This is a genomic window from Micromonospora sp. NBS 11-29 (genome assembly GCF_002140155.1).
Classification (GTDB): Bacteria; Actinomycetota; Actinomycetes; order Mycobacteriales; family Micromonosporaceae; genus Micromonospora.
The window spans coordinates 7,840-33,488 of record NZ_NAPR01000003.1; the positions used below are offsets into that span (position 1 = coordinate 7,840).

Annotated in this window: 18 protein-coding genes and 1 pseudogene; 12 read left to right on the top strand and 7 right to left on the bottom strand. The window is 74.4% G+C overall.

What is annotated here, in order from left to right; translation table 11 throughout:
* Window positions 1-21 precede the first annotated feature (21 nt).
* The 5 genes and pseudogenes from B1205_RS30655 to B1205_RS01320 form a co-directional block, all read left to right on the top strand.
* A pseudogene (locus B1205_RS30655) lies at window positions 22-1,680 on the top strand (acyltransferase domain-containing protein); the annotation flags it as partial.
* A 1,045-nt stretch (window positions 1,681-2,725) separates the two neighbouring features.
* On the top strand, window positions 2,726-4,258 hold the full coding sequence (locus tag B1205_RS32680) for an alpha/beta fold hydrolase (RefSeq protein WP_176308387.1): 1,533 nt from the start codon (window positions 2,726-2,728) through the stop codon (window positions 4,256-4,258).
* Between the two features lie 88 nt (window positions 4,259-4,346).
* Complete coding sequence (locus tag B1205_RS01310; protein WP_089153941.1) at window positions 4,347-5,381, top strand: ABC transporter ATP-binding protein; 1,035 nt, start codon at window positions 4,347-4,349, stop codon at window positions 5,379-5,381.
* 104 nt (window positions 5,382-5,485) lie between these two features.
* Entirely contained in the window at window positions 5,486-6,262 is a 777-nt protein-coding gene (locus tag B1205_RS01315; RefSeq protein ID WP_441338437.1) for an ABC transporter permease, read from the top strand.
* Window positions 6,175-7,530 carry a glycosyltransferase gene (locus B1205_RS01320; protein ID WP_089153942.1) on the top strand — a complete coding sequence of 452 codons (1,356 nt, stop codon included), beginning with the start codon at window positions 6,175-6,177 and terminating at the stop codon, window positions 7,528-7,530. The genes B1205_RS01315 and B1205_RS01320 overlap by 88 nt, the downstream gene beginning before the upstream one ends.
* A gap of 91 nt (window positions 7,531-7,621) precedes the next feature.
* Here B1205_RS01320 and B1205_RS01325 read toward each other — a convergent pair whose 3' ends face one another.
* Together B1205_RS01325 and B1205_RS01330 are read right to left on the bottom strand one after the other, a co-directional pair.
* Window positions 7,622-10,555 (bottom strand): helix-turn-helix transcriptional regulator, encoded by a 2,934-nt coding sequence (locus B1205_RS01325; protein WP_441338429.1) that lies wholly within the window; start codon window positions 10,553-10,555, stop codon window positions 7,622-7,624.
* A gap of 341 nt (window positions 10,556-10,896) precedes the next feature.
* Window positions 10,897-13,665: an AAA family ATPase gene (locus tag B1205_RS01330; protein ID WP_089153943.1), complete on the bottom strand. Its 2,769-nt coding sequence runs from the start codon at window positions 13,663-13,665 to the stop codon at window positions 10,897-10,899.
* A gap of 1,253 nt (window positions 13,666-14,918) precedes the next feature.
* Between B1205_RS01330 and B1205_RS01335 the strand changes: the two genes are divergently transcribed.
* Together B1205_RS01335 and B1205_RS01340 are read left to right on the top strand one after the other, a co-directional pair.
* Window positions 14,919-16,307: an AMP-binding protein gene (locus B1205_RS01335; RefSeq protein WP_089153944.1), complete on the top strand. Its 1,389-nt coding sequence runs from the start codon at window positions 14,919-14,921 to the stop codon at window positions 16,305-16,307.
* Window positions 16,308-16,359: 52 nt separating this feature from the next.
* Window positions 16,360-17,022 carry a 4'-phosphopantetheinyl transferase family protein gene (locus B1205_RS01340; RefSeq protein ID WP_089153945.1) on the top strand — a complete coding sequence of 221 codons (663 nt, stop codon included), beginning with the start codon at window positions 16,360-16,362 and terminating at the stop codon, window positions 17,020-17,022.
* Here the strand turns inward: B1205_RS01340 and B1205_RS01345 are convergent.
* Entirely contained in the window at window positions 17,019-18,422 is a 1,404-nt protein-coding gene (locus B1205_RS01345) for an acyl-CoA synthetase (RefSeq protein ID WP_089153946.1), read from the bottom strand. The two genes, B1205_RS01340 and B1205_RS01345, sit on opposite strands and share 4 nt — an antisense overlap.
* Before the next feature lie 319 nt (window positions 18,423-18,741).
* On the opposite strand from B1205_RS01345, the gene B1205_RS01350 reads away from it, so the two are divergent.
* Window positions 18,742-19,668 (top strand): ABC transporter ATP-binding protein, encoded by a 927-nt coding sequence (locus B1205_RS01350; protein WP_089153947.1) that lies wholly within the window; start codon window positions 18,742-18,744, stop codon window positions 19,666-19,668.
* Window positions 19,665-20,405, top strand: coding sequence for an ABC transporter permease (locus B1205_RS01355; protein ID WP_089153948.1), 741 nt, complete (start codon window positions 19,665-19,667; stop codon window positions 20,403-20,405). Before B1205_RS01350 ends, B1205_RS01355 begins: the two co-directional genes overlap by 4 nt.
* A gap of 63 nt (window positions 20,406-20,468) precedes the next feature.
* Here the strand turns inward: B1205_RS01355 and B1205_RS01360 are convergent, their stop codons facing one another.
* Window positions 20,469-22,175, bottom strand: a complete 1,707-nt coding sequence (locus B1205_RS01360) for a hypothetical protein (RefSeq protein ID WP_089154341.1) — start codon at window positions 22,173-22,175, stop codon at window positions 20,469-20,471.
* A gap of 188 nt (window positions 22,176-22,363) precedes the next feature.
* Here B1205_RS01360 and B1205_RS01365 point away from each other — a divergent pair, with 188 nt between their 5' ends.
* The gene (locus B1205_RS01365) at window positions 22,364-22,630 is read left to right on the top strand and encodes a DUF5988 family protein (protein ID WP_254909628.1); all 267 of its coding nucleotides are present in this window, start codon (window positions 22,364-22,366) and stop codon (window positions 22,628-22,630) included.
* A gap of 18 nt (window positions 22,631-22,648) precedes the next feature.
* A complete protein-coding gene (locus tag B1205_RS01370; RefSeq protein WP_089153950.1) occupies window positions 22,649-23,014 on the top strand; it encodes a VOC family protein in 366 nt (121 codons plus the stop codon).
* A 74-nt stretch (window positions 23,015-23,088) separates the two neighbouring features.
* On the opposite strand, the gene B1205_RS01375 is transcribed toward B1205_RS01370, so the two are convergent.
* Entirely contained in the window at window positions 23,089-23,925 is an 837-nt protein-coding gene (locus tag B1205_RS01375; RefSeq protein ID WP_176308388.1) for a glycosyltransferase family 8 protein, read from the bottom strand.
* Between the two features lie 176 nt (window positions 23,926-24,101).
* Entirely contained in the window at window positions 24,102-24,518 is a 417-nt protein-coding gene (locus B1205_RS01380) for an ASCH domain-containing protein (RefSeq protein WP_089153952.1), read from the bottom strand.
* Between the two features lie 107 nt (window positions 24,519-24,625).
* On the opposite strand from B1205_RS01380, the gene B1205_RS01385 reads away from it, so the two are divergent.
* The gene (locus B1205_RS01385) at window positions 24,626-25,162 is read left to right on the top strand and encodes a GNAT family N-acetyltransferase (protein WP_089153953.1); all 537 of its coding nucleotides are present in this window, start codon (window positions 24,626-24,628) and stop codon (window positions 25,160-25,162) included.
* Window positions 25,163-25,169: 7 nt separating this feature from the next.
* On the opposite strand, the gene B1205_RS01390 is transcribed toward B1205_RS01385, so the two are convergent.
* Entirely contained in the window at window positions 25,170-25,580 is a 411-nt protein-coding gene (locus tag B1205_RS01390; protein ID WP_089153954.1) for an MmcQ/YjbR family DNA-binding protein, read from the bottom strand.
* Window positions 25,581-25,649: the final 69 nt, after the last annotated feature.

A 25,649-nucleotide genomic window follows, 5' to 3' on the forward strand; every position in this document is an offset into this window, starting at 1 on the left:
ATCATCAAGATGGTGCTGGCCATGCGGCACGGCCGGCTCCCGGCCACGCTGCACGTCGACCGGCCCACCCCGCACGTCGACTGGTCGGCGGGCGCGGTGGAGCTGCTGACCGACGCGCGGCCGTGGCCGGCGGCCGGGCGCCCCCGCCGGGCCGGCGTCTCCGCGTTCGGCGTCAGCGGCACCAACGCCCACGCCGTGCTGGAGCAGGCCCCCGAGGACACCCCGCCGCCGGCCGCCGGCCGGCCCGCCCCGCCCGCGCCGTGGGTGGTCTCCGCCCGCTCCGCGCCGGCACTCGCCGGGCAGGCCCGCCGGCTGCTCGACCACCTCGACGCGCACCCCGGGCTGCGCCCGGCCGACGTGGCGTACTCGCTGCTCACCACGCGGGCGGCGCTGCCGCACCGGGCCGCGGTCACCGGCGACGACCCGGCGGCGCTGCGGGCCGGCCTGCGCGCGGTCGCCGAGGAGCGGCCCGCCCCCGGCGTGGTACGCGGCGTCGCCCGGCCCGCCGGCAAGCTCGCCGTCCTCTTCCCCGGGCAGGGCGCCCAACGCCCCGGCATGGGCGCCGAGCTGCACCGCCGGTTCCCGGTCTTCGCCGCCGCGTTCGACGAGGTTGCCGCGGAACTCGACCGGCACCTGAGCCGGCCGCTGCGCGAGGTGATGTTCGCCGGGCCGGACACACCCGAGGCGACGCTGCTCGACCGCACCGAGTTCACCCAGCCGGCGCTGTTCGCCTACCAGGTGGCCGCGTACCGGCTGGTCACCGCGCTCGGCCTGCGCCCGGCCCACCTGCTCGGCCACTCGGTCGGCGAGCTGGCCGCCGCGCACGTCGCCGGCGTGCTGTCGCTGCCGGACGCGGCCACCCTGGTGGCCGCGCGGGCCCGGCTCATGCAGGCGCTGCCGGCCGGCGGGGCGATGCTCGCGGTCCGCGCCTCCGCCGCCGAGGTGACGCCGCTGCTGGACGCCCGGCTGTCCCTGGCCGCGGTGAACGGCCCCGAGTCGGTGGTGCTCGCCGGCGACGAGGAGGCGGTGCGCGCCGCCGGCGAGCGGTTCGCCGCGCAGGGCCGCCGGACCCGCCGGCTGCGGGTGAGCCACGCCTTCCACTCGGCCCGGATGGACGACATGCTCGCCGAGTTCCGGGTGGTCGCCGAGAAACTCACCTGGCAGCCGCCGACCGTCCCGCTGGTGTCCGACCGCACCGGCCAGCCGCTCACCGCCGCGCAGGCCACCGACCCGGGCTACTGGGTCGAGCACGTCCGCGACACGGTGCGGTTCCACCCGGCCGTGACCACGCTGGCCGCCGCCGGCACCGGCACCTACCTGGAACTCGGCCCGGGCGCGGGGCTGACCGCCCTGGCCCGCGAGTGCGTGCCCGACGCCGAAGCCGCCGCGTTCGTCCCGACGAGCCGCGGCGAGCTGTCCGAACCGGCCGGGCTGCTGGCCGCGCTCGCCGCCGTGGACCTGCGCGGCGCCGCCGTACGCTGGCCCGCGCTCTTCGCCGACACCGACGCGACCCGGGTCGACCTGCCCACGTACGCGTTCGCCCACGAGCGGTTCTGGCCCGACCCGATCCGCTTCGACCTGGCCCCGCGCCCCGCCGACCCGGCGGACGGCGAGTTCTGGGCCACCGCCGAGAACGGCGACCCGGCCGCGCTGGCCGACCTGCTCGGCCTCGACGCCGACGCGACCGGCACGCTCGACCGCCTGCTGCCCGCGCTGGCCGGCTACCGTGACCGCCACCGCCGGGCGGCCGCCCTGGACGGGTTGCGCTACCGGGCCGGCTGGACGCCGGTCGAGCCGCCGGCCGGCGCCGCCCCGACCGGGCCGTGCCTGATCGTCGGCCCGCCCGGCGACCTGCTGACCGCGGTGTCCGACGCGGTACGCGCCGAAGGCCTGGACCCGGTGCCGGTGCCCGTGCCGCCCGGCGCCGACCCGGCCGCCGCGCTGCGTGACCGGCTCGGCCCGGACACCCCGGCCCGGGTGGTCGCGCTGCCGCCCGCCGGGACCGACCCGCGCGCACCGACGCCGCTGGGCGCTCTCGCCGGCACCGTCGCCCTGGTGCGGGTGCTCGCCGAGGCCGGCGTCACCGCGCCACTGTGGTGCGTCACCCGGGGCGCGGTCACCGTCGACGCGGACGACCCGGCGCCCGACCCGGCCGCCGCCGCGCTCTGGGGCCTCGGCCGGGTGCTGGCACTGGAACACCCCCGCCTCTGGGGCGGCCTGCTCGACCTGCCCGCCGGCCCGGCTGACCTGCCCGCCGGCCCGGTCGAGCCGCCGCCGGGCGAGGCCGACCTCGCTCTGCTGGCCCGGGTGGTGGCCGGTGACGGCGCCGAGGACCAGCTCGCCGTGCGTCCCGGCGGCCTGCGGGCCCGCCGGCTGGAACGCGCGCCGGCCGGCGTCGACCGACCGTGGCACCCCCGCGGCGCGGTGCTGGTGCACGGGGACGCCCCGGTCCGCCGCCCCCACCTGCTGCGCCGGCTCGCCGAGGCGGGCGTGACCCACCTGCTGCTCGTCGGGCCGCCCGCGCCGGACACCGCCGACCTGACTGGCGTCGACGTGACCACGGTGGACGGCCCGGACGCGCTGCCCGCCGCGCTGGCCGCGGCCGGCACGCCGGTGCGTACCGTGCTGCACGTCACCGACGCCGGCGGGGCCGGTGAGCCAGCCGCGGCGGCCGNGCCTCGACGCCGCCTGCGCCGGCCACCAGGTCGACGAGTTCCTGGTCTTCGTGTCCACGGCCGCCACCTGGGGCAGCGGCGGGGCGGCGGTCGGCGCGGCCACCGGCGCCGCGCTGGCCGCGCTGGCCGCCCGCCGTCGCGCTCAGGGCCGCCCGGCCACCGTGCTGGCCTGGACGCCGTGGCACGGTGAGGTGGCCGACCCGGAGCAGCTCCGCCGCCGGGGGATCCGTCCGCTGGACCCGGGCGTCGCCCTCGACGCGCTGGTCCGGGCCGCCACCGGCGCGGACGACGAGGTCGCCGTCGCGGACGTCGACTGGCCGGTGTTCGGGTCCGCGTTCACCGCCGTCCGGCCCGCCCCGCTGCTGCGCGGTGTGTCCGACGCCGAGGCGGTGACCGATGCCGCCGCGCCGGCCGGCGAGACCGACCCCGCGCGGGCGTTGCGGGACCGGCTGGCTGCGGTGCCCGCCGACGACCGGCGGCGGATCCTGCTGGACCTGGTTCGGGCGCAGGCGGCCACCGTGCTCGGGCACGCCGGGCCGGGCGCGGTCGAGCCGGACCGGGACTTCCTGGAGTTGGGCTTCGACTCGCTCACCGCGCTGGAGCTACGCGACGCGTTGCGCCAGGAGACCGGCGCGGAGCTGTCCGCCACGTTGCTCTTCGACCACCCCACGCCGGAGGCGCTGGCCGGACACCTGCTCGGCGCGATCCTCGGCGGCCAGGCCGCCGCCGCGCCGGCGGGCACCGCGACCCCGGAGGGCGCGGGCGGCCTGCTCGGCGGGCTGTTCCGCGAACCCAAGGCCCGCGCCGACGCGGCCGGCTACGCCGAGCTGCTGGTGAAGCTGGCCCAGTTCCGGCCCAGCTTCACCGGCCCGGCGGACCTCACCCGCCCGGCCGCGATCCTGCGACTGGCCGACGGGCCCGCCACCCCGGTGGTCTGCTGCTGCACCATGTCGCTGCTCTCCGGCGCGCACGAGTACGCCCGCCTCGCCGCCGGCCTGCGCGGCCGGCGCGACGTGTGGGCGCTGCCCAACCCCGGCTTCGGCGTCGGCGAGGAGCTGCCCGCCGACCTCGACGCGCTGCTGCGGGTGCACGTCGACACGGTGCTGCGCGCCGTCGGCCCGGGCGGGTTCGTGCTGGCCGGGCACTCCGGCGGCGCCATGGTGGCCAACCTGCTCGCCGCCGAGCTGGACCGGCGTGGCCGGGCGCCTGCCGCCGTGGTGCTGATGGACACCTACCCGCCCGGCAGCGAGGTGCTCGGCGGGTGGACGTCGCAGCTGCTCGACGGGATGGTCGAGCGGGACAGCGCGTACACCCCGATGGACGACCACCGGGCCACCGCGTGGGCCGGCTACCTGCCGCTGTTCCTCGACTGGCAACCCACGCCGATGGCCGCGCCGACGCTGCTCGTGCGCGCCGGTGAACCGCTGGGGGAGTGGACCGGGGAACCCGGCGGGTGGCGGTCGGTGTGGCCGTACCCGCACGAGACGCGGGACGCGGCCGGCGACCACTTCACCATGGTCGGCGAGCGCGGCCCGGAACTCGCCGTGACCGTGGACGACTGGCTCGCGGAGCGTGGGCTGTGAGCAGCGCGCCCCTTGCGCTGCCCCTAGCGCCCCCTATCGCGGCGACGGACAACTGTCCCACCAGCAACCAGGACGGGAGCATGACGACGTGGACGAGGCAGTGGTGGTGGACGGGCTGGTCAAGAGATACCGGCCCGAGATGCCGCCGGCGGTGGACGGACTGAGTTTCTCCGTCGCCGCGGGCGAGGTCTTCGGTCTGCTCGGGCCCAACGGCGCGGGCAAGACCACGACGATCGGGGTGCTGACGACCCGGGTGCGCGCCACCTCGGGCCGCGCCCTGGTCTGCGGCGCGGACGTGTCCCGCGCGCCGGCCGTGGCCCGGCAACTGCTCGCGGTGGTGCCGCAGCGGGTCAACCTGGACCGGGCGCTCACCGTCCGGCAGAACCTGCTGTTCCACTCGGCGTACCACCGGGTGTCCCGGGCCGAGCGGTCCCGGCGGGCCGACGAACTGCTCGACCAGATGGGGTTGACGCCCTTCGCCAAGGCGCGGACCGACTTCCTCTCCGGCGGCCTGGCCCAACGCACCATGATCGCGCGGGCGTTGATGCACGCCCCCCGGGTGCTCTTCCTGGACGAGCCGTCCGCCGGACTGGACCCGCAGTCCCGGTTGTTCGTGCACGACCGGATCGCCGAGCTGAAGCGCTCCGGCGTCACCGTCGTGGTGACCACGCACGACATGGAGGAGGCGGAGAAGCTCTGCGACCGGGTCGGCATCGTCGACCACGGCAAGCTGCTCACCCTGGACACGCCGGCCGCGTTGACCCGGACCCTGCCGGGCAGCAGCACGCTGACCCTGGTGGTCGCGCCGGGCGCGCCGGTCGAGGCGGTGCAGACCGCGCTGACCGACGTGCCGGACGTGGAGCGGGTGGAGCGGCTGCGCGCCGGCGGCGCGGCGGAACTGCCGATGTTCCCCGGCATGCCGCCGATGCCGGCCCCGGACGCCCCCGCCGACCCGGACGCGCCGCTGTCGTTCCGCGTCTACACCGCCGGCGCGCCGGCCAACGCCGTGCCGATGGCGTTGAAGGTCCTCACCGACCTCGGCTGCGAGGTCCGCGACCTCAGCGTCGGCCAGCCCAGCCTGGAGGACGTCTTCATCCACCTGACCGGAAGGGAACTTCGGTGACCGTCACCGCCCCCGCCGCGCCGGCCGTGCCGGCCGTCACCGCACCCCCGCCGGTACGCCTGCGCGACCAGCTCACCACCTTCCGGGCGGTGCTCTGGCGCGACATGTTCGTCACCACCCGCGAGGTGGGCGCCTTCCTGGCGCAGGTCTTCCTCCAGCCGCTGTTCATGCTGTTGATCTTCGGCAAGGTGCTCAAGGACCTCGGGTACGCCAGCGACGACTTCGGCAACGTGCTGCTGCCCGGCATCATCGCGCTCAACGCGTTCCTGATCGGGCTGGAGAACACCGCGCTGCCCATGGTGATGGACTTCTCCTTCACCCGGGAGATCGAGGACCGGCTGCTGTCGCCGATGTCGACCCCGCTGGTCGCCTTCGAGAAGATCGTCTTCGGGGGGATCCGCGGCCTCTTCGCCGGCCTGGTGCTCATCCCGGTCGGCATGCTGATCCTCGGCGTCACCTGGCCACTGTCCACGCTGCTGCCGGTGATGGGCGTGCTGGCGGCCGGCGCGCTGGTCGGCGCGGCGCTGGGCCTGACCTTCGGCACGCTGGTGCCGCCGCAGCGGATCCAGATCATGTTCACCGTGACGTTGACGCCGCTGATGTTCACCGGCGCCACCCAGTTCCCGCTGCGGGNGTCAGTGAGGGCACCCGGTCGCTGGTCGGCCCGGCCGGCGTGGAGTCGGTGCCGCTCTGGCTGGACCTGCTGGTACTCGCCGGGGTGTTCGTGGTCTTCACCGTCATCGGCATCCGCGGCTTCATGCGCCGGGCGATGGACTAGGAGGCCGGCCGCGATATGCGCACCGACGACGGACCGCTGCTGCTGGTCAGCTCCGGCAGCGCGGGGCTGTTCAACCCGCTGCTCACCCTGGCCGGCGAGCTGAAGCGCCGGGCCGTGCGGCCGGTCCGGTTCGCCTGCACCGACGAGCGTCGGGCCGAGATCGAGGCGCTGCCCGGCGACGGCGACGTGCGCTTCGTCTCCCTCGGACCGCCGAAGGTCGAGGTGCGCCCGGAGCACTGGGACGACGAGACACACCGCCGGATGTCCACCGGCTCGCGGGTGGTGAACTTCGCCAGCTACATCGACGCCTCCACCGACTTCGACCACCTGCACGAGCTCTACGAGCGTTGCCTGGTGGTGTTCGACGAGGTGCGCCCGGCGCTGGCGGTGGTGGACTCGTTCGCGTCGTTCGGCATGGACGCGGCCACCACCCGTGAGGTGCCGTTCGTCATCAGCGTCACGGTGCCGCCGTCGAACTTCCTCCAGGACAGCCTGCCGCCGTCGTACCCGATGTCGCTGTCCGGGCTGCCGCTGGCGATGAACCCCAGCCAGCGGGCGGCGAACGACCGCTACCGGGCGGCGCTGCTGGCGACGCTGACCGAGCCGGACCGGCTCGCGCGCAGCACCGCCGCCGCGCAGCGGCGCGCGGACGCCGGGATCAGCAACGCCGAGCTGCGCCCCTCGCAGTACGCCGAGGCCGCGCGGGCGCTGCTGGCGTACACCGTGTTCGGGCTGGAGTACCCGTTCGACACCGCGCCGGCGAAGCTGCGCACGGTGGGCTCGATGGTGCCCCGGGAGATCGTGCCGAGCCCGGCCGGCACCGACCTGCGGGCCTGGCTCGACGCCCACGAGTCGGTCGTCTACGTCGGCTTCGGCACCATCATGCGACCGACGGCCGCCCAGGTGGCCGCGCTGGTCGAGGTGGCCGCCCGGCTCGGCCCGGAACACCAGGTGCTGTGGAAGCTGCCCGCCGCCCGGCACGCGCTGCTGCCACCGGCCGACGAGCTGCCGGCCAACCTGCGGATCGAGTCGTGGCTGCCCTCGCAGGTGGAGGTGCTGGCGCATCCGCACGTACGGGTCTTCTTCAACCACGCCGCCGCCAACGCGATCCACGAGGCGGCCTGGTTCGGGGTGCCGCAGCTGGTGATGCCGTTCTGGTTCGACTGCTACGACGGGGCGGTGCGGGTGGTCGACGCCGGGGTGGCGCTGGCGGTCGAGCACGAGGACCCGCTGGACGTGGACGACGTCGTCGGTAAGCTGCGCCGGCTGCTCGCCGAGCCGTCCTTCACCGACCGCGCCGCCCGGTGGCGCGACTGCCTACGTCGGGCCGGCGGCGTGACCGCCGCCGCCGACCTCGTGCTGAGCTTGTAAGGAAGGGCCCCTTATTAACGCATCCGGTATAGGAAGGGCCCCTTGTTAACGCCTGGCGTGGCGGTGTTAACAAGGGGCCCTTCCTATCACCTCAGGCGGATGCGGTCTGGATCTCCTCGGCCAGCGGCTCGGCGTACGCGACCAGCCGCGCCGGCAGGTCGGAGCGCCGCTTGACGTCGAGCTTGCGGTAGACCCGGGTGAGGTGCTGCTCGACCGTGCTCACCGTGATGAACAGCTTGCTGGAGATCTGCCGGTTGGTGTGGCCCTGCGCGGCCAGCGCCGCCACCCGCCGCTCGGCCTCGCTCAGCCCGTCCTCCGGCTCCGGTGTCTCGGCCGGCGGGCCCACCGGCACGCTGCCCGGCTCACGCCGGACCAGCCGCTGCGCCAGCACCGACGCGCCGCAGTCCTGGGCGAGCTGGTACGCGCGGCGGACCAGCAGCCGCGCCTGCGCGGAGTCGCCCGCCCGCTGCAGCGTCTGCCCGGTGTCGCCGAGCGCGCGGACCAGCTCCAGCCGGTCGCCGCAGCCCTGGAGCAGGTTCACCGCCTCGGAGAGCAGCTTGCGCCGATGGTCCGGCGCGGTGGCGCCGGCGAGCAGCCGCAGCGTACGGCCGCGGGTGCGGTCGTCCACCCCGTGCGGCACCCGTAGCTGCTCCTGGAGCAGTTGGGTGGCGTGCGCCTTGTTGCCCACGGCGAGCTGCACCCGGGCCAGTTCGAGTCGCCACGGCACCAGCCCGGCCGTGTCCACGCCCCAGGCGCGCATCAGCTCGCCGCACCGGCGCAGGTCGGTGGTGGCCGCGTGGGCCCGGCCCAGCGCCAGGTGGTGACGTGCCCGGGCGGCCAGGTAGTGCAGGCCCAGCGGGGTGCGGAAGGCGCCGGCCGGCACGCTCTGTGCCAGCCATCGGTCGGCCTCGGCGTAGCGTCCCGACTCGGTGGCGGCGGCGATCAGCGTGGCGAGCGGACCCGCCGCGACGACCCCCCAGGCGGCCACCGGCAGGGCGTCNGGGCCTGCTGCTCGGCGACGGTCAGGTCGCCCAGGCGCAGCGCCGCCTCGGCGCGCAGGGCCCGCAGCACCGCCCGCCAGAGCGGGGCGTGCCGCACCGCCGGCCGGTCCAGCAGCGCCGTCGACCAGGCGGCCACCCGATCCGCGCGGCCGGCCCAGAGCAGGGTCAGCAGCGGCGCGGCCAGCAGCGGCAGCATCCCGTCCTCGCCGTGGTGCCGGTGCAGCAACTGCTCGGCGCCGGCGACCGGGTCGTGGTCCCCGGTCGGGGCCAGGGCCGCGCCGAGCAGGGTGAGCGCCTGCACCGGCGAGGAGCCGGCGGCCAGCAGCGCGCTCCGCGGCGTGCCGGGCGTCTCCCGTACGGCGGTCAGGTGTTCGGGGTGGGAGAGTCCCAGCAGAAGCTGCATCGCCCGCCGTCGCCCGGCGGTGGCCGGGTGGGTCTGCTCGTCGTCCGCGGCGCAACCCGCGATCGCCTCGTCGGCCTCCTCGGCCCGCCCCTGCCACAGCAGGTACGGCACGGCGGACAGGGCGGTGCNGCCAGCCGCCCGCCCGGGCGGCGCCGACCAGTTGGTCGAGCTGGCCGTTGACCGCCAGCGGGTTGACCTGCCAGCGGGCGCTGACCACCATCGCGGTGGTGGTGTCCCGCTGCTGGTCGTCCACGTCGGCCCGGCCGACCAGGCGCAGGCAGCCGGCGGCCACGTCGGGTCGACCGGCGGCGAGGGCCTGGGCCGCGGCGTCGTGCAGCACCGACACGGTCCAGCCGGCCTCCGCCCATCCGGCGGCGACCAGATGCTCGGCGACCGCGCCCGGCTCGGCGCCGTGCTCGTGCAGCACCTCGGCGGCCCGCCGGTGCAGGTGGTGCCGTTCGTCGACGGACATGTCGGCCAGGATGGACCGCCGGATCCGCGGGTGGCGCAGCCGGTCCTGGTCCAGCAGGCCGGTGGCGCGCAGCACCCGGACCATCGGCGCGACGGACTCCGGCACCACGTCGAGCAGGTGGCCGAGCAGTTCCGGTGGGCCCGGCCGGTCCAGCACCGCCAGCGCCTGGGCCACCCGGCGTACGCCCGGCTCGTGCCGGTATAGGCAGCCGAGCACGGCCTGGTCGAACGAGTCGCCAAGGATCACGTCCGGGGCCGGTTCCTCGTCCGTGCCGGTCGGTGGCCGCTCGTCGATCAGGGCCCGGGTGAGCAGTGGGTTGCCGCCGGTCATCCGCAGGCACCGCTCGGCGGTCTCCCGGGCGGCCGGCGCGACGTCGTCGTCGACGAGGCGGGCGATCGCCTCGACGGTCAGCGGCGGCAGGGTGATCCGGGTGAAGTGGGGTTGACTGAACAGTTCGGCCCGGAAGTGGGGGTGCGACGGGCGCAGGGTGCGTGCCTCGGCGAGCACCACCATGATCGGGGTGTGCCGCAGCCGCCGGGCGACGTAGAGCAGACAGTGCAGCGACGCCGGGTCGGCGTGGTGGACGTCGTCGACGGTCAGCACGAGCGGTCCCGACTCGGCGAGGTCGAGCAGCGTGTTGAACAGTCCGTGCAGCACCGGCGCCCACACCTGGTCGTCGCCGGCGGGGCCGTCCGGGGCGTCGTGTCCGGGCTCGCGCCGGGAGGGCGGCGCGTCGCGCAGCAGGTTCTGCACCCGCGCGCCGGCCTCGGGGTCCAGCCGGGCGCCCTGCAGGAGTTGGCCGAGCACTCCCAGGTGCAGGCCGCGTTCGGCGCGGGAAGCGGTCGCGCTGAGCACCCGGCCCCCGGCGCCGGCGGCCCAGTCGCCGAACGACTCCAGCACGCTCGTCTTGCCGCTGCCCACCGCGCCGGTGACGAGTGAGACGTGCCCTCGCCGCTGCCGTTCGCAGTTCCGGAAGGTCTCCCGGAGCAGGGTGAGTTGTTCCTCTCGCTGTACCAGCACGTGTCCTGTCAGCCCTTCTCGTCCGCGGTGCCGAAGCGGGGTCACCGCCGCCGGCACGCCGCTCCGTCCGGTGCCGCGGGCGGCCCCCTCACCACACCCCTCGATGACGCGGGAACAGGGGTGCAGCACTGGCCGCCGGGCCGGTCGGAGCCGTTCTTCCTTGACCAGAACGTCTCGTCGCCTGAAAATTTCCGACTGCAGGCGAGTCTGGCACCGGCTCTGGCGTGCGACAACGGTCGCGGGACCCCACCGTTTCGGCGGCAAACCTGCGGTGTCAACCGACGCTTAGGGGTTGCGCGGCTGACCGGAAGGGGGGCGGGGTCGGGCCGGGTGACGGACGGGTTTCGCCACGATGGACGGGAGGTGACGTCGATCGAGGTGATGAAAACACATCTCGGCTGGTCGCGCACGCCCGAGTGGCCGGTCGGGGTCGACCGGTGGGCGGATCGGCGTTGGCCGACCGGGTGGGCTCAGCGCTCGAAGCGGAGCCGGGCGGCCAGTTCGCTGCGGGAGTTGACGTCGAGCTTGCGGTAGATCCGGGTCAGGCGCTGCTCGATGGCGCTGACGGTGAGGAACATCCGCTCGGCGATCTCCCGGTTGGTGTGTCCCTGCGCGGCCAGCGCGGCGACCCGCGACTCGGCGTCGCTGAGACCGGTGAGCAGCACGGCGGAGTCGGCACCGGGGTCGGGCACGGCGGGCCGGCCGGTGGCGGGCCGACCGGTGGCGGTGGCCGGCCGCAGCACCGGGATCCCGCACTCCTCGGCGAGGTCCCGCGCGGCCCGGGACGTGCTGCGTGCCTGACGCAGATCACCGGCCTGCTGCTGGGCCTGGCTGAGATCGCCGAGGGCGTGCGCCAACTCGACCCGGGCGCCGCACTGGCGCAGCAGCCGGACGGCCTCGCGCAGGTGTCGGATCCGCTCCGGACCCCCGCGCAGGGCGGCGAGCACCCGCAGCGCCGCGCCGCGGTACCGCAGGTCGGTCGGGCGGAGTCGGTCCAACTCCTCCCGCACCAGCTTCTCGGCCTGCTGCGGGCGACCCAGCCGCAGCAGCGCCCGGGCCGATTCGGTACGCCAGGGAACCAGCGGCGCCAGGTCCAGTCGCCAGGCGGTCATCAGCTGCCCGCACAACTGGAAGTCGGCGAGTGCCGCCTCGGGCCTGCCGGTCGCGAGCGCGTGCAGCCCTCGGGCGTGCAGGTAGTGCAGCCCGAACGGCGATTCGAACAGGACCTGCGGCACCGGCGTACGCAGGCAGGCCGCCGCCTCCTCCCACTGTTCGAGCAACGTCAGCGTCAACAGTTGGATGGCCAGCGGTGCGCCGATGGCGACGCCCCAGCCCTTGGGAGACAGCCGGTGGAGCGCCGACTCGGCCAGTTCCCGGGCCCGGGGCAGGTCGCCGAGCCGGCAGACCGCCGTGGCGGCGACCGAGGCGAGCAGGGCGCGCGGCGTACGGTGCTGGCGCTCGGCGGCGATGCGGTCCAGCCGTTCGCACCAGTCGGCGGCCAAGTCCAGGCGGTCGGCGTAGATCATGGCGATCACCGCGCAGACGGCGCTCCACATGCTCGGCTCGTCGTCCAGCCGCAGCGTGCCGAGGGTGCGCTCGGCGTTCTCGACCGCGCCGAGGTCGCCGCGTTCGAGCACGGTGCCGAGCAGGAGCACCCCGCGCAGCCGGTGCCGGACCCGGGCCAGGACGAGCGGGTCCCGGGTGGTGCCCGGCGGGGTGGGCCCGTCGATCGGCAGTCCCGGGTAGAGGGTGATCATCCAGCCTTTGATGATGAACAGGTCGGCGGCCGAGTTCCCGTCCAGGTCGGTGCGTTCGCCGAGGTGGTGGATGAGGTCGAGGGCCCGGCCGATCTGGCCGTGCCAGAGCAGGTACTGGATGGCCCCGGCGGCCTGCCGGGTCCCGAGGTGTCCGGCGCGTACGGCGGTGGCGACGTCGAGCATGTGGGGGACGGCGCCCTGCGGGTCCAGCCGCCACTCGGCGCGGGCCAGGGCGGACCGGATCCGCGCCCGCAGGCACTCACCCGTGGCTTCCCGGTTGGCCCGACGCAGGTAGCGCAGTGCGGCGTCCACGTCGCCGTCGCTCAACGCCTGCCCACCCGCGTCGAGCAGGGTCTGCGCCATCCAGGGCTCGGTCAGTTCGTCGGTGGTCAGCAGGTGCGGGGCGACCCGGGACGGCGAGGCACCGTCGTCGTGCAGCAGGTGCGCGGCGGCGCGGTGCAGCCGGGCGCGTTCGGCCACGGTCATGCCGTCGAGCACCGCCCGGCGTACCGCCGGGTGCCGCAGCCCGTCGGCGGTGACGAGGCCACCGCTGGTGGACGCGTCGACCGCGTGCAGGTTCAGCGCGGAGGGCAGGTCGATCAGGTGCGGAACGGTCGGGCCGTGCAGTGGCTCGTCGGTCACCGCGAGCACCCGCGCGGTCTTCAGCACCAGGTGTTCACAGCGGTAGAGGCAGCTCAGCACCGCCTCCCGGAACGCCTCACCGGGCATCGGCGAGTCGGCGCCGGCGGGGTGGTCGTCGGCCAGGGCGTGCACCAGCAGCGGGTTGCCGCCGCTGACCAGGTACGCCTCGTCGGTGATGCGGCGCGCGACCGGCACGCCCAGCCGGTCGGCCAGGATCTGGTACGTCCCGTCCGCGGAGAGCAGGGGGAGCCGGACCCGGTGCAGCCGGGCCGGTTGGAGCAGTTCGGCGTAGGCGGTGGGGTGCCACGGCCGGGTGCGCGGCGCCTCGGTGAGCACGATCAGCACGGGCAGACCGGTGATCCGCCGGGCCAGGTGGTCGAGGCAGTGCAGGGACGGCGCGTCGGCGTGCTGGACGTCGTCGACCGCCACCACCACGGGGGCGCGTGTGGCGAGTTCCAGCAGCTCACCGCCGATCGCGGCGGTGAGGGGGGCGAGCGCTTCCTCGTCGACGGACTCGCTCCAGTGCAGTACGGCGCGGTCCAGCAGCCGGCCGACGCGGTCCCGGTCGTCGTCGGTCATGGTGGCACGGCGGACGATCTGCCGGATCACCTCCAGCGGGACGGTGCGTTCGCTGCGGGACGCGCTCGCGCCGAGGAAGGCGACCCCGGCTTCGGCGCACCGGTGGGCGAAGGAGCGCAGCAGGGTCGTCTTGCCGGCGCCGACCGGCCCGCTGATCAGGGTGATCGGATTCGAGACAGGGGTGGGGGCGTCCGGGCGGAGCAGATCGCCGAGCCGATCGGTCAGGACGTCGAGCTGCCGGTCCCGTTCGGCTGTCGTCATCGGGCGGGCCTCCGCCCGACCCCGGCCTGCGGGTGAGCGGGTCGCCGTGGTCTCCGGTGACACCCGACCCAGTCAGAGACCCACAAATCCTCGACCCATTCCATTGGCGAATACCGACAACGATGGTACGGCGTGGACGATTCATCGAACGTCGCACCCGGTCTTGTGCGCCTAATCCGCCTCGCTGCTGTCCCACTATTCGGGGCGGACCGGCACGGTCCGCCACGATCAATCCCGATTCATGGGGTGGAGTATGTCAGCCCGGCAATTGGGCGGCAAGTCGGAGGATGTAAAGGATGAGCAAACATGGCACCTCCCGGACGCCGGACGCCGGACGCCGCAACGGAAAGTCATCTGACTGATCCGGAACGTGACCGCCGCCGTCCCATCGGCCGTTTGGTAACGTTTTCCACGCTTGCCGGTAATGAGTGGGGACGAACGGGTCGGCGAGCGAGCGCGCGGATCTCCGGGAAACCGCCCGCTGTCGATGCTTGGGCGTAGGTGAGAGAGCGTTCTCCCTGTTCACCGGCGAATAGCGGGAGCGGGTGCCATCGGACCGACCGGTCGGGCCCGGCGCGTGGCTGATGGGCCGGTTTCCCGCCGATCGGCACACCGGCGTCCGGGTGGCGGCGGCCGGCGGCGGGCGGCAGGTGCATTGGCGGATTGTCACGTCGAGGCGTCGGTGCCGATTCCCACGCGCCGTCGAGCCGTTTCAGCCCCGCGTCCCACTTGCCCGTTTAGATCCGTCTGGAAGCGCTTTGCTGCAACTTGTAGTTAAAGAAGAAGAAATTCGCCGCGCGATGGTTCGTGAAACGGTGAACTTCGCGAGAGAAGTGCCGTAGGTAACTGTGCGGAAACGAATCGCAAATCACATTAGCCGGCGCCTGGGAGGCCCATTGCCGGCGGGCTCCACAATGATTAGCCCATCGATTATCACCCGGACGGGCCGGTTACCCGCCGGAACGTGATGATCAACAGGAGGTTTCCCCGTCCGTCGCGCGTCCTCCCGTCCACGACCTGCCGCTGCGGCCACACCCGCAGCTCGCGGGCGGGTTCGGCCGCGCCATAATCCGGGCACTGGTAGGGGTTGTCCACCCCCCGGCCGGCGGCCTAATTTCGGACTGTCCGCCGTTGCCTGCGGAGGACAATCCGCCGCACCGACGGGGAGAGCGGCCAAGGGCCGCGTACGCCCGGGACGTGAAGGGTTCGTGCGTGATCTGCCAACCACCGCCGAGATTCCGGGACCAGGTCGGATGAGGCTCCTGCCCGGGCTGCGGGGAACCGGGGCGGACCGCTCCGACGCGCTCCGGGTCGCCGACCGTACCCTCTCCGCCGAAGCACTGCTGGGTTGCGCCAACGCGGTCGCCGGCCGGATCCGTGGCGCGCGGGCGGTCGCGGTCGAGGCCGGGCCCAGCCTGGAGGCCATGGTGGGGATCGTGGGCGCGGTGCAGGCCGGTGTGCCGTTGGTGCCACTGCCCCCCGGCGCCGAGCCGGGCGAGTGCAGCCGGATCCTGCGCGAGTCCCGGGCCGACGTCGTACTCGGACGCGCCACCGCCGGCTGCGACCTGCCGGTCGTCCCGGTGGACCTGCGGCAGCGCTCCTGGACCACCCATCCCGAGCCGCCGCCGGCCGCCGACGCGGTGATCCTCTACACCGGCGGCGTCGGTGGGCTCTCCCGTGGCGTACGCATCTCGCATCGCGCCATCGCCGCCGACCTGGACCTGCTCGCCGCCGCATGGTGCTGGACCGCCGAGGACGTCCTGGTCCAGGGCGCGCCGCTGTTCCGGGCGTACGGGCTGGTGGTCGGGCTGCTCGGCGCGTTGCGCGTGGGCAGCCGCTTCGTCCACCTGGACCGGCACGCGACCGCCGGCCCGGCCGGCACCATCTACCTGGCGCTGCCCGAGCAGTGGGCGCGCATCGCCCGGGACACGGCGCGGGCGCGCACCCTGGCCGGGGCGCGCATGCTGGTCTCCGGCGACGCGCCGCTCGCCCCCGCGGTGGGGGAGCGGCTGCGGTTGCTCACCTCGCACCGCCCGGTGGACGGGTACGGCACCACCGAGACGCTCGTGGTGCTGACCGGTCCGGCCGGCGCCGCCGGCGCCGTGCTGCCCGGCGTGCAGACCCGGGTGCTCGGTCAGGACGGCCGGCCGGTGCCCGCCGACGGCGACTCGGTGGGCGAGTTGAGCGTGCGGAGCCCGACGCTGTTCAGCGGCTACGTCGACCGGCCCGGGTCGGCGCCGCCCGCCGACGGCTGGCACCCCACCGGGGACCTGGCCACCGTGGACCCGGCCGGCGGCCACCGGATCCTCGGCCGCGGCGGCACCCACGTGGTGCGCTGCGGCGGTCGCCCGGTGCCCGCCCACCAGGTCGAGGAGGTGCTGCTCACCCACCCCGGGGTGCACGAGGCGGCGGTGGTCGGCGCCCCGCACCGCACGCGCGGCGAGCAGGTCGTGGCATACGTCGTCGCGGCGGCCGGGCTCACCGCGCAGGCGCTCATCGACCATGTGGGCCGGTTGCTCTCGGCGGCGGCGCGTCCCCGACGGGTGCACTTCGTCGACGAACTGCCGCGCAGCGCGCAGGGGCGGGTCCGCAGGTCGCTGCTGATCCGACGCAGCGCGCACACCCCCCTGCGCGACCCCTGACGACGGGCCGCCGGCCGGACACACCGGTGCCGCACGCCCTAGCATCCCGGATGTGATCGAACGGATCCTGCCGCCGGCCGTGGTGGTGGAGGAGTGCTTCACCGACCCGGCCGGGCTGCGCCTGCACCCCGAGGAGGAGCGGGTCGTCGCCAACTCGGTGGCGAAACGCCGCCAGGAGTTCACCACCGTCCGGCACTGCGCCCGGCGGGCGCTGGCCCGGCTCGGCCTGCCGCCGGCGGCGATCCTGCCCGGCGTCCGCGGTGCGCCGTCCTGGCCGACCGGCGTCGTCGGCAGCATGACCCACTGCGACGGCTACCGGGGCGCCGTACTGGCCCGGGCCGGGGCGGTCGGCGGCGTCGGGGTGGACGCCGAACCACACGCGCCGCTGCCCGACGGGGTGCTGGACGCGATCGCCCTGCCCGCCGAGCGGGCCCGCATCGCGGCGTTGCGCGCCACCCACCCGGAGGTCTGCTGGGACCGGCTGCTGTTCAGCGCCAAGGAGTCGGTCTACAAGGCATGGTTCCCGCTGACCGGGCGTTGGCTGGACTTCGCCGAGGCGGACATCGTGGTCGACCCGGCCGGCACGTTCGCCGCCCGGCTGCTGGTGCCCGGGCCGCGCCTCGGCGGCGTGGAGCTGACCGGCTTCGACGGCCGGTTCCTGGTGGAGCGGGGGCTGGTGCTCACCGCGATCACCGTCCCGGCGCCGGAAGCCTAGGTCAACCGGCTCTTCTGCACCTTGCCCATGGCGTTGCGCGGCAGCGCGTCGACCAGCCGCACCTGCCGGGGCCGCTTGTGCACGGAGAGCTGCCGAGCCACGAAGTCGATCAGCTCGGCCTCGCCCAGCCCGTCGCCGACCACGTACGCGGTGACCTGCTGCCCCAGGTCGGGGTGGGGGGTGCCGACCACCGCCGCCTCCCGGACCCCGGGGTGGGCCAGCAACGCGTCCTCCACCTCACCCGCGCCGATCCGGTACCCACCGCTCTTGATCAGGTCGGTGGCCGCCCGGCCGACGATCCGGTGCCAGCCGTCCGGGCCGACGGTCGCCACGTCACCGGTGCGGAACCAGCCGTCCGCCGTCCGGGTGGCCGCGTCGGCGTCCGGCCGGTTCAGGTAGCCGTCGAAAAGCGTGTCGCCGCGCACCTGCAGCTCGCCCATCGCCTCGCCGTCGGCGGGCAGCGGTGCGCCCTGCTCGTCGACCACCCGGGTGCGCACGCCGGGCAACGGCACGCCCACGGTGCCCGGTCGTCGGGGCCCGTCCGCCCGGGCGCTGACGGTGATCAGCGTCTCGGTCATCCCGTACCGCTCGACCGGCCGGTGGCCGGTCAGCTCGGCGAGCGCGGCGAAGACCGGCTCGGGGAGCGCGGCGCTGCCCGACACCAGCAGGCGGGCCCCGCGCAGGGCCCGCGCCGCCGCCGGCTCCGCCGCGATCCGCGACCAGATCGTGGGTACGCCGAAGTAGAGCGAGCCGGCCGCGGCCGCGTACCGGTCGGGGCGGGGCCGGCCGACGTGGCGCAGCCGGCTGCCGATGCGCAGCGGGCCGAGCACGCCGAGCACCAGCCCGTGCACGTGGAACAGCGGCAGCCCGTGCGCCAGCACGTCGTCCGGTGTCCACGCCCAGGCGTCGGCGAGCCCGTCCAGGCAGGCGGCCACCGCGTCCCGGGACAGCACGGCGCCCTTCGGCGCACCCGTGGTGCCGCTGGTGTAGAGGATGAGCGCGGTGGCCGCCGGGTCGGGCTCGGGATGCCGGGTGTCCGAGCGCCGGGCCGGGTCGACGGGCACGACCGGTGGTCCGGCCGGAGCGTCGACCGGCCGGTCGCCGGTCGTCGCCAGCAGCACCTCAGCGCCGGAGTCGCGCAGGATGTGGTCGCGTTCCACCGGCCCGGCGTCCGGCGGCACGGGCACCACCGCGGCACCGGCCAGCAGGCCGCCGACCACGCCGACCACGGTTTCCAGGCTGGCCGTGGCGGGCACCGCCACCCGGGCCGCCCCGTTCAGGTCGTCGGCGACCGCGGCGGCCGCGCGGCGCAGCTCCGTCCAGGACATCGACCGCCCGTCGACCCGGATCGCGTCCGGACGCTCGTCGGTGGACTCGACGAGCCAGCTCAGCAGCGGCACGGGCGCCCCTCTCGCGTCGGGCCGTCGCCGGCCCGCGAGGCACGTCCGGCGTCCCGACCGTAACCGGGCCGTCGCACAGCGGCCACCCCTACCGCCGGGTACGGCGCGTCGCCGGCCGCCCCGACACGCCCGGTGACCGGCCGACACCCCTGGTGGGCGGCGACGCCCCCGATTCATCGGCCGTCGGGTTGAACCGGCCCCCGGTTGCCCGGATGATGGGGCGGCGTCGACCCGCGGGTGCGGGCGGCGCGTTCCCGCACCTGACGCCGCGACACCCCGAGGGCCCGGCGGCACCCGTACGTGACGGAGGAACCCGCCGATGCCGGTCATCGAGGTCGAACACCTGCACAAGAGATACGGCGACAAGGTGGCCGTCGACGACGTCTCCTTCACGGTCGAACAGGGCGAGATCTTCGGCGTGCTCGGCCGCAACGGCGCCGGCAAGACCACGACGGTCGAGTGTGTGCAGGGTCTGCGGCGGGCCGACCGCGGCACCGTGCGGGTGCTCGGCCTCGACCCGGTGCGTGACCGCACCGAGGTGCGCCAGCGGGTCGGTGCCCAGTTGCAGGAGAGCCAGCTCCCGGACAAGCTGCGGGTACGCGAGGCGCTCGACCTCTACCGGTCGTTCTACCGCAACCGCGCCGACATCGACGAGCTGCTGACCGACCTGGGCCTGGCCGAGCAGCGCAACACCGCGTTCCACAAGCTCTCCGGCGGTCAGAAGCAACGCCTGTCGGTGGCGTTGGCGCTGGTCGGCCGGCCGGAGATCGCCGTCCTCGACGAGCTGACCACCGGGCTGGACCCGAAGGGTCGGCGGGACACCTGGGACCTGGTCGAGCGGATCCGCGACCGGGGTGTGACGGTCGTGCTGGTGACCCACTTCATGGCCGAGGCGGAGCGGCTCTGCGACCGGCTCGCCCTGATCGACGCCGGCCGGGTGGTGGCCATCGACACGCCGTCCGGCCTGATGTCCCGGGTGGACGCCGAGCACCGGGTGCACTTCCGCCCGCTCGATGAGTTCGACGACGCGGTGCTGTCCGTCCTGCCCGAGGTCGGCTCGGTCCGGCGGGACGGCGACGAGGTCACCGTCACCGGTCCCGAGGAGGTGCTCCAGGCGGTGCTGTCGACGCTCGCCGAGCAGAAGATCCGCTATTCCGGCCTGCGGGTCGAGCAGCCCACCCTGGACGACGCCTTCGTCTCCCTCACCGGTCACCCCGGCACGCCGTCCGACGGAAGGTCATCGTGAACGCCCTGTCCAAGCTCGTCGCCGTCGAGGCCAAGCTGTTCCTGCGCGAGCCGGTCTCGCTGTTCTTCGTCTTCGCCCTGCCGCTGGGCCTGATGCTGGTGTTCGGGCTGCCGCAACGCGGCGCCGACCCGGGGGCGGCCACCGGGCAGCACGGCGAGCAGACGTTCCTGCCGTCGATCGCGTTGTCCCTGACCATCGGCATGCTCGCGCTGTTCACGCTCCCCATGGCGCTGGGCATCTACCGCGAACGCAAGGTGCTGCGGCGGTTGGCCACCACCCCGGTCAGCCCGGCGCTGCTGCTCATCGCCCAGGTCGTGGTCAACCTGGTCATGGGCGTGGCCGGCGCGGTGGTCACCGCGCTGGGCGTACGCCTGCTGCTGGACCAGCCGGCGCCGGCCAACGTCGCCGGTTTCGTGGTGGCGTTCCTGCTCGGGGTGGCCTGCCTGTTCGCGATCGGCCTGCTGATCGCGGCGCTCGCCCCGTCCGCGCGGTCGGCGCAGTCGATCGGGCCGACGCTGTTCTTCCCGCTGCTCTTCCTGGCCGGCGCCTGGCTGCCGCGCGACCAGATGCCCACGGTGCTGGCCCGGATCGGCGAGTACTCGCCGCTGGGCGCGACCGTGGACACCATCTCGGCGGCGTGGGCGGGGCAGAACCCCGCCGTGCCGCAGTTGCTGGTGCTGGCCGGCACCGCCGTCGTGGGCTGCCTGCTCGCCGCCCGTCTCTTCCGCTGGGAGTAGGCCCGACCAGCGGGTCCGGCAACGGGCGGCACTGGCCGCCGACAACAAACCCACCGCTGATGGTCAGGGGCGTAGCAGGTAGATCCGCCAGTTGGCGACGATGACCACATCGAGCGCTCCGGGTTCGGGGCCGAGCTGCTGGTCGAGCCGGGCAGCCATCGGTGAGCCGACCGGCGCGACCCAGACCGCGCCGGGATCGGCCGCCACTGCGCGGCGGTACAAGGGCAACCGGTCGAATCCTGGGCGTAGCTCGTCGTCGACGACTGCGCAGAGCACGTTCTCCCGGGTGGCGAAGGCAAGGCGGTTGCAGGTCCAGTAGCCACCGTGCACGCGCCGTATACCCAACTCGCGGAGGGTGGCGACGAGTGCGCGATGCTGCTTGGCCTCGGCGTGGGTGGCCGGCACGGTGCGGAACGCCGCGACGGTCGCCGCCCCGGCTGTGCCGAGGACTGCCGCTAGGACGGCGGTCGCCGCCACGCGAAGGATGCCGGCGGGCTGGCGGGCCATCCGCCACAGTGGCCAGAACAGGGCGGGGACGGCGACGGCGAGGCAAGAAAGGTATCGGGAGCTTTCCACCGGCGTCCGTGCGGCCGCGCTGCTGACGCCATATGCGACCAGAACCCCCGCCGATCCGGCTAGCAGCGCCAATCGTACCGCCGCCTGTACCCGCCGCTCTTCCCCGGCCGCGAGATGCGCGGATGTCGGGCGGTCGTCGTTGTCACGCTCGACCCACAAGGGTCCGGGAGCTGCGGCGAGTGCACCCGCCGCGGGCGCGGGGATCAGGGACGTGCGGTGTGACGCGGGCGGCTTCCACGTACGAAGGGTGCGCCAGGCGGCGGCTGCCGCGAGGAGCAACAGGATCGGGAAGGCGAGTGCCCACCAGAGCTGCCAGGTACCGCAGTGGCTCGGCGAGCAGAAGCCCATCCCGAGTGGCGGCCCCAACACCAGGCCGCCGTAGAGCCGCTCACCCCAGCCTGCCGGCGAATCACCACCGCTGGCGGCCATGACCGCGGCAATGGGGTTTCGGCCGTGCCGGAGGCTGTCCAGAAGCATCGGGGCTGCGCCGAGCAACAGCGCACCAGCTACAACCAGCCCCGCCTGGCCGGCAAACTCTCGCCGCCGTCGGACCACGAGCACCGTGCCGGTCGACAGGACGTACGGCAGCAGCAGCGGATCGACCCAGAGCATCAGCCCGGAGATCAGACCCCAGGTAGCCCACAGGGGCAGCCTCACGCCTGACCCACCGGCGCACAACCCAACGGTGAGCAGCGCGAGCGCCACTGCGGCCGGGTTCAGCTCGGGGTAGCCACCTGCGGCGATGAGCTGGTTTTTGATCACCCGATCCGAGCCGAACGCGAGGAAGCCGACGACCAGCAGGGCGAACCAGCGATCTCCGCCGAGCCGGCGGGTGAGCCGCCAGGACAGGACGAGGAACAGTGCGTACAGCGCGAGGGCGGGCAGCCGCAACGCCAGCACCGACGGCCCAGCCAGCGCGAACAGCGGCGCAGCCAGATACGCCTCGAGCGTGCCCATGTACGCCTGCCCATAGAACCAGACCGGGAAATCCTCCCCACGGGCAATATGAAGGGCGGCCAGTCCCATGGTGGCCTCGTCGCTGTTGGTGGGCGGGGCGTCGGCGAGCAACAGCATCAGCCGGTACCCGACAGCGGCCAGCCCGACAAGCAGGGCGAGCAGCACCGGCAGGCGGAGACGCCAGGGCGCATACGCGTCGGCGTCTCTGCGTGAGTCCCGGCGCACCTCGACGGTCATGTTTGTGATCATTGCACTCGGTGACGTCAACGAACTGAACGGCAGGCCCTAAGCGGGCCGCCCGGTAGGGGGCGGCTAAGGGTTCATCGGAAGTGTGAGCTGGATTACGTTCGGATCGCACGGCAGGTGGCGCGGCGAACGTGTCGCGCACCTGGCCAGGCGGAACGACGAGCGACGGAGGTCGTGCCATGACAGCTTCTTCCGATCCCGCCCCGACCGTTGCGCCGGTGACGGCGATGGGCGCGGATGCCATCGGCATCGTCGAGGCGGTGCTGGAAGGCGGGCCGGCGACGCTGCCGGTCGAGCTGCGCAGCCACCGGGTGTCCCCGGTGGAATCCAAGATCAAGGTACGCCACTACGGGGGCTACGAGCACTTCGAGCGGGACACCGTCGGGGCCGCGGACGACGCGCCCGCGGTGTTCCGCTGGACCGGCCGTACCCGGATAGCGGAGTGAACGAGAGGCGGTAGCGCGATGGGCGGCGGCGATCCGCGCGACGATGCGCACCTGACGGTGACCGACGTGGCCACGGTGACCGCGTTCTACGCGGAGGTCTTCGAGGCCCTGCCGGTGCAGCGGGAGTGTCTGCTGGACGGCCGGGTCCTGCACGCCGAGCTGCTGGTCGGCGGTCACCGGCTCACGGTCAGCGAGTGGTCCGACCGACCGGCCGACCCGGGCGGCCCACCCGCACCACTGGCGCTCACCCCGGCCGACCCGGACCTGCTGGTGCGGCGGGCGCTGGCCGCCGGCGCGACGATCGAGCCGACCGACGGCGGCCCGCCGACGGGCGTGGTGTTCCGGGACCCGGCCGGCCTGCGCTGGGCGGTGCCGGGGGCGTAGGCCGACAGACGACGAACGGCCCCGCCACCGACGAACGGTGGCGGGGCCGTTCCGCGTTCCGCGCGCGGTGCCGGTCAGCGCCGCAGCGTCGAGCCGAGGCCGCCGCCGCTGCGCCGCCGGTGCTGCCAGTAGAGTTCCCGCCGGGCGCCCTGGGGGAAGCCGGGCTGCCAGGGCTTGACCGGGCCGGCGGTGTGGAGGATCGCCGAGTCGCTGAGCTTGCCGCCGAACTCCGGCTCCCGCCGCCAGGCCATCAGGTCGTTCCACCGGTGCGACAGCCGAAGCCAGTTGCCGTGCACGGCGAAGTTGAGCGCGTCCTGGTCCGGGTAGCGGGACTCGTGCGCGTGCCGATGCAGGTACGCCAGCGACACCTCGGTGACCTCACACTCCTTCCACCGCGGGACGTCGATCAGCAGCACCCCGGAGTTGAAGTAGTGCGCGTACGGGTCGAGGTGGTCGTAGCCGGCCAGGCCGGGAATGCCGCCCATGTCCAGCAGGCGGCGGTTGAACGGGTCACGCACCCCGCCGAGCGGCACCCCGCCCATGTCCACGTCGAACAGCGGTCGCAGGCTGTTCACCACCAGCGTGTCGCAGTCCAGGTAGAGCAGCCGGCGCACGTCCGCCGGCAGCGCGGCCGGCACCAGCAGCCGCAGGTACATCGCCGGCGACAGGTACGCCATCAGCGGGTCGCTGCCCTTGGACAGGTTCACCTGGGTGGCGTCCACCCGCAGGTACTCCACCGTCGCCCGCGGCCCGGCGATCCGGGTCAGCGTGGCGCGGGCGCTCGCCGGCACGTCATCGGCGGCGACCAGCCAGTACCGGAGCTCCTCGCCCGGGTTCGACTCGGCGACGGTCGACATGACGACGGCGGCGTGCGCCGCGTACGTGTTGTCGAAGGTCAGGGTGAGGTCCACGGGTGCTCTCCTTCGCGGCGGTGCGTGAGCGCAACGTCCAGAAAAGTAGCCGCGGATTTGTCGGGCCGGCAAGGAATGCCAATTCGCTCAGGGGTTTGGCAAAAGAAACCCCTGAATATGCCCCTCACTTCAAACGAGATCGGCGGCGCCTGCCGTTCCCCTGACGCGGGCGGCGCTCAGAGCGGCTCGACGAGCCGGAAGCGTTCCAGCACCGCGAGGGTGTCGTCATCGACGGTGAACTCCGGATCGCCGAGCCATCCGCGATAGTCCGGGCCGTGCCAGTAGTCCTCGTGGCCGGTCCGCCAGGCGGCGACCGTCACGTGTCCTTCGCCCTCGTCCCGGGCGTGGTCGAGGTCCACGTCGCCGAGGCGGGCCACCCGGACCTCGACCAGTTCGATCACGGCCACCGGCCGGCCGGCGGAGTCGACCACCGCGAACCGGGCGCCGACCGTCGGCAGCGGCTCACCCTCGATGTCGTAGTCCTGCCGCAGCCCGGTGGTGCTGGTCTTGCTGCCGTCGAGCACGGCGGCGACCAGCCGGTCACGCAGCGGGCCGGGAAAGGCGAACTCGTAGGTTGGCAGCTCGGCGGTCATGCCGGGCAGCGTAGTCGCGGCAGTGCCGGAGCATCGGGTCACGCCCGGCCGGCTTCGGCATCCTGCGTACGCTGTCCCGGTACGCCGCCGCGACCGTGGAGAGCCCGATGACCAGCCCCGAAACCCGTACCGTCCGGGTCGCCCGGCCCGCCGACGTGGCCGCCCTGGTCGACCTGATCGAGTCGGCCTACCGGGGTGACCGCGCCCGGGCGGGCTGGACGCACGAGGCGGACCTGCTCGACGGGCAGCGCACCGACCCGGAGATGGTGGCCGCGGCGGTCACCGGCGACGACGGCGTGGTGCTGGTGGTGGAGCGCGACGGCGAGCTGCTCGCCTGCTGCCAGTTGGAGCGCCGCGACGACCACGCGTACTTCGGCATGTTCGCGGTCTCCCCGGCCCGGCAGGGCGGCGGCCTGGGCCGGGAGCTGCTGGCCGAGGCCGAGCGGTACGCCCGCGAGCGCTGGCACGCCGGTGAGCTGCGGATGACCGTGATCGTCCAGCGGGCGGACCTGATCGCCTGGTACGAGCGGCGTGGCTACGCCCGCACCGGCGAGTTGAGCCCGTTCCCCTACGGCGACGAGCGCTTCGGGGTGCCGCGCCGGCCGGACCTGGCGTTCGAGACGCTGCGCCGCAAGCTCGGTTGAACGCGCCTCACCCCGGCCGGTCGACGAGCGTGACCAGCTTCTTCGGGGCCAGCACGCAGTAGCTCTCGGTGAGCAGCTCGGCGACCTCGGCCCAGTCGGTCGCGTCGTCGAGCATCAGCCCGACCACGTCGGCGCCCCAGTCCGGCTTGAAGAAGTGCGGGCCGGCGGCGAGCAGCCCGGCGATCTCGTCGCCGGGGGAGCGGAACGTCAGCACGCAGATCGGCTCGTCGGTGGCGGCGGCCCGCGCGTACGCCACCTGGTGGTCGGGGTCGACGGTGAGCACATGGGCGAACGTGCGCTTGCGGACCCGCCAGCGGGTGCCCACCCAGGCCGCCTCCTCGTAGGTCTCCGGCAGGCCGAGGCAGATCGGCCGCAGGCGGTCGAGGTGGGCGGGCGGGACGTCCGCGGGACCGGTCATGCGCGCAGGCTAGCGCCCCCCACCGACATTCCCTGGTGGCCGGCGCGGCGTCCTTGCCGCGGCCGGCGC

Excerpts from the sequence above, each read along its gene's own strand:
- B1205_RS01360 (WP_089154341.1), bottom strand. The coding sequence starts at position 22,175 with ATGACCGTCGAGGTGCGCCGGGACTCACGCAGAGACGCCGACGCGTAT.
- B1205_RS01335 (WP_089153944.1), top strand. The coding sequence starts at position 14,919 with ATGAGGCTCCTGCCCGGGCTGCGGGGAACCGGGGCGGACCGCTCCGAC.
- B1205_RS01365 (WP_254909628.1), top strand. The coding sequence starts at position 22,364 with ATGACAGCTTCTTCCGATCCCGCCCCGACCGTTGCGCCGGTGACGGCG.
- B1205_RS01380 (WP_089153952.1), bottom strand. The coding sequence starts at position 24,518 with ATGACCGCCGAGCTGCCAACCTACGAGTTCGCCTTTCCCGGCCCGCTG.
- B1205_RS01330 (WP_089153943.1), bottom strand. The coding sequence starts at position 13,665 with ATGACGACAGCCGAACGGGACCGGCAGCTCGACGTCCTGACCGATCGG.
- B1205_RS01370 (WP_089153950.1), top strand. The coding sequence starts at position 22,649 with ATGGGCGGCGGCGATCCGCGCGACGATGCGCACCTGACGGTGACCGAC.
- B1205_RS01350 (WP_089153947.1), top strand. The coding sequence starts at position 18,742 with ATGCCGGTCATCGAGGTCGAACACCTGCACAAGAGATACGGCGACAAG.
- B1205_RS01385 (WP_089153953.1), top strand. The coding sequence starts at position 24,626 with ATGACCAGCCCCGAAACCCGTACCGTCCGGGTCGCCCGGCCCGCCGAC.
- B1205_RS01390 (WP_089153954.1), bottom strand. The coding sequence starts at position 25,580 with ATGACCGGTCCCGCGGACGTCCCGCCCGCCCACCTCGACCGCCTGCGG.
- B1205_RS01320 (WP_089153942.1), top strand. The coding sequence starts at position 6,175 with ATGCGCACCGACGACGGACCGCTGCTGCTGGTCAGCTCCGGCAGCGCG.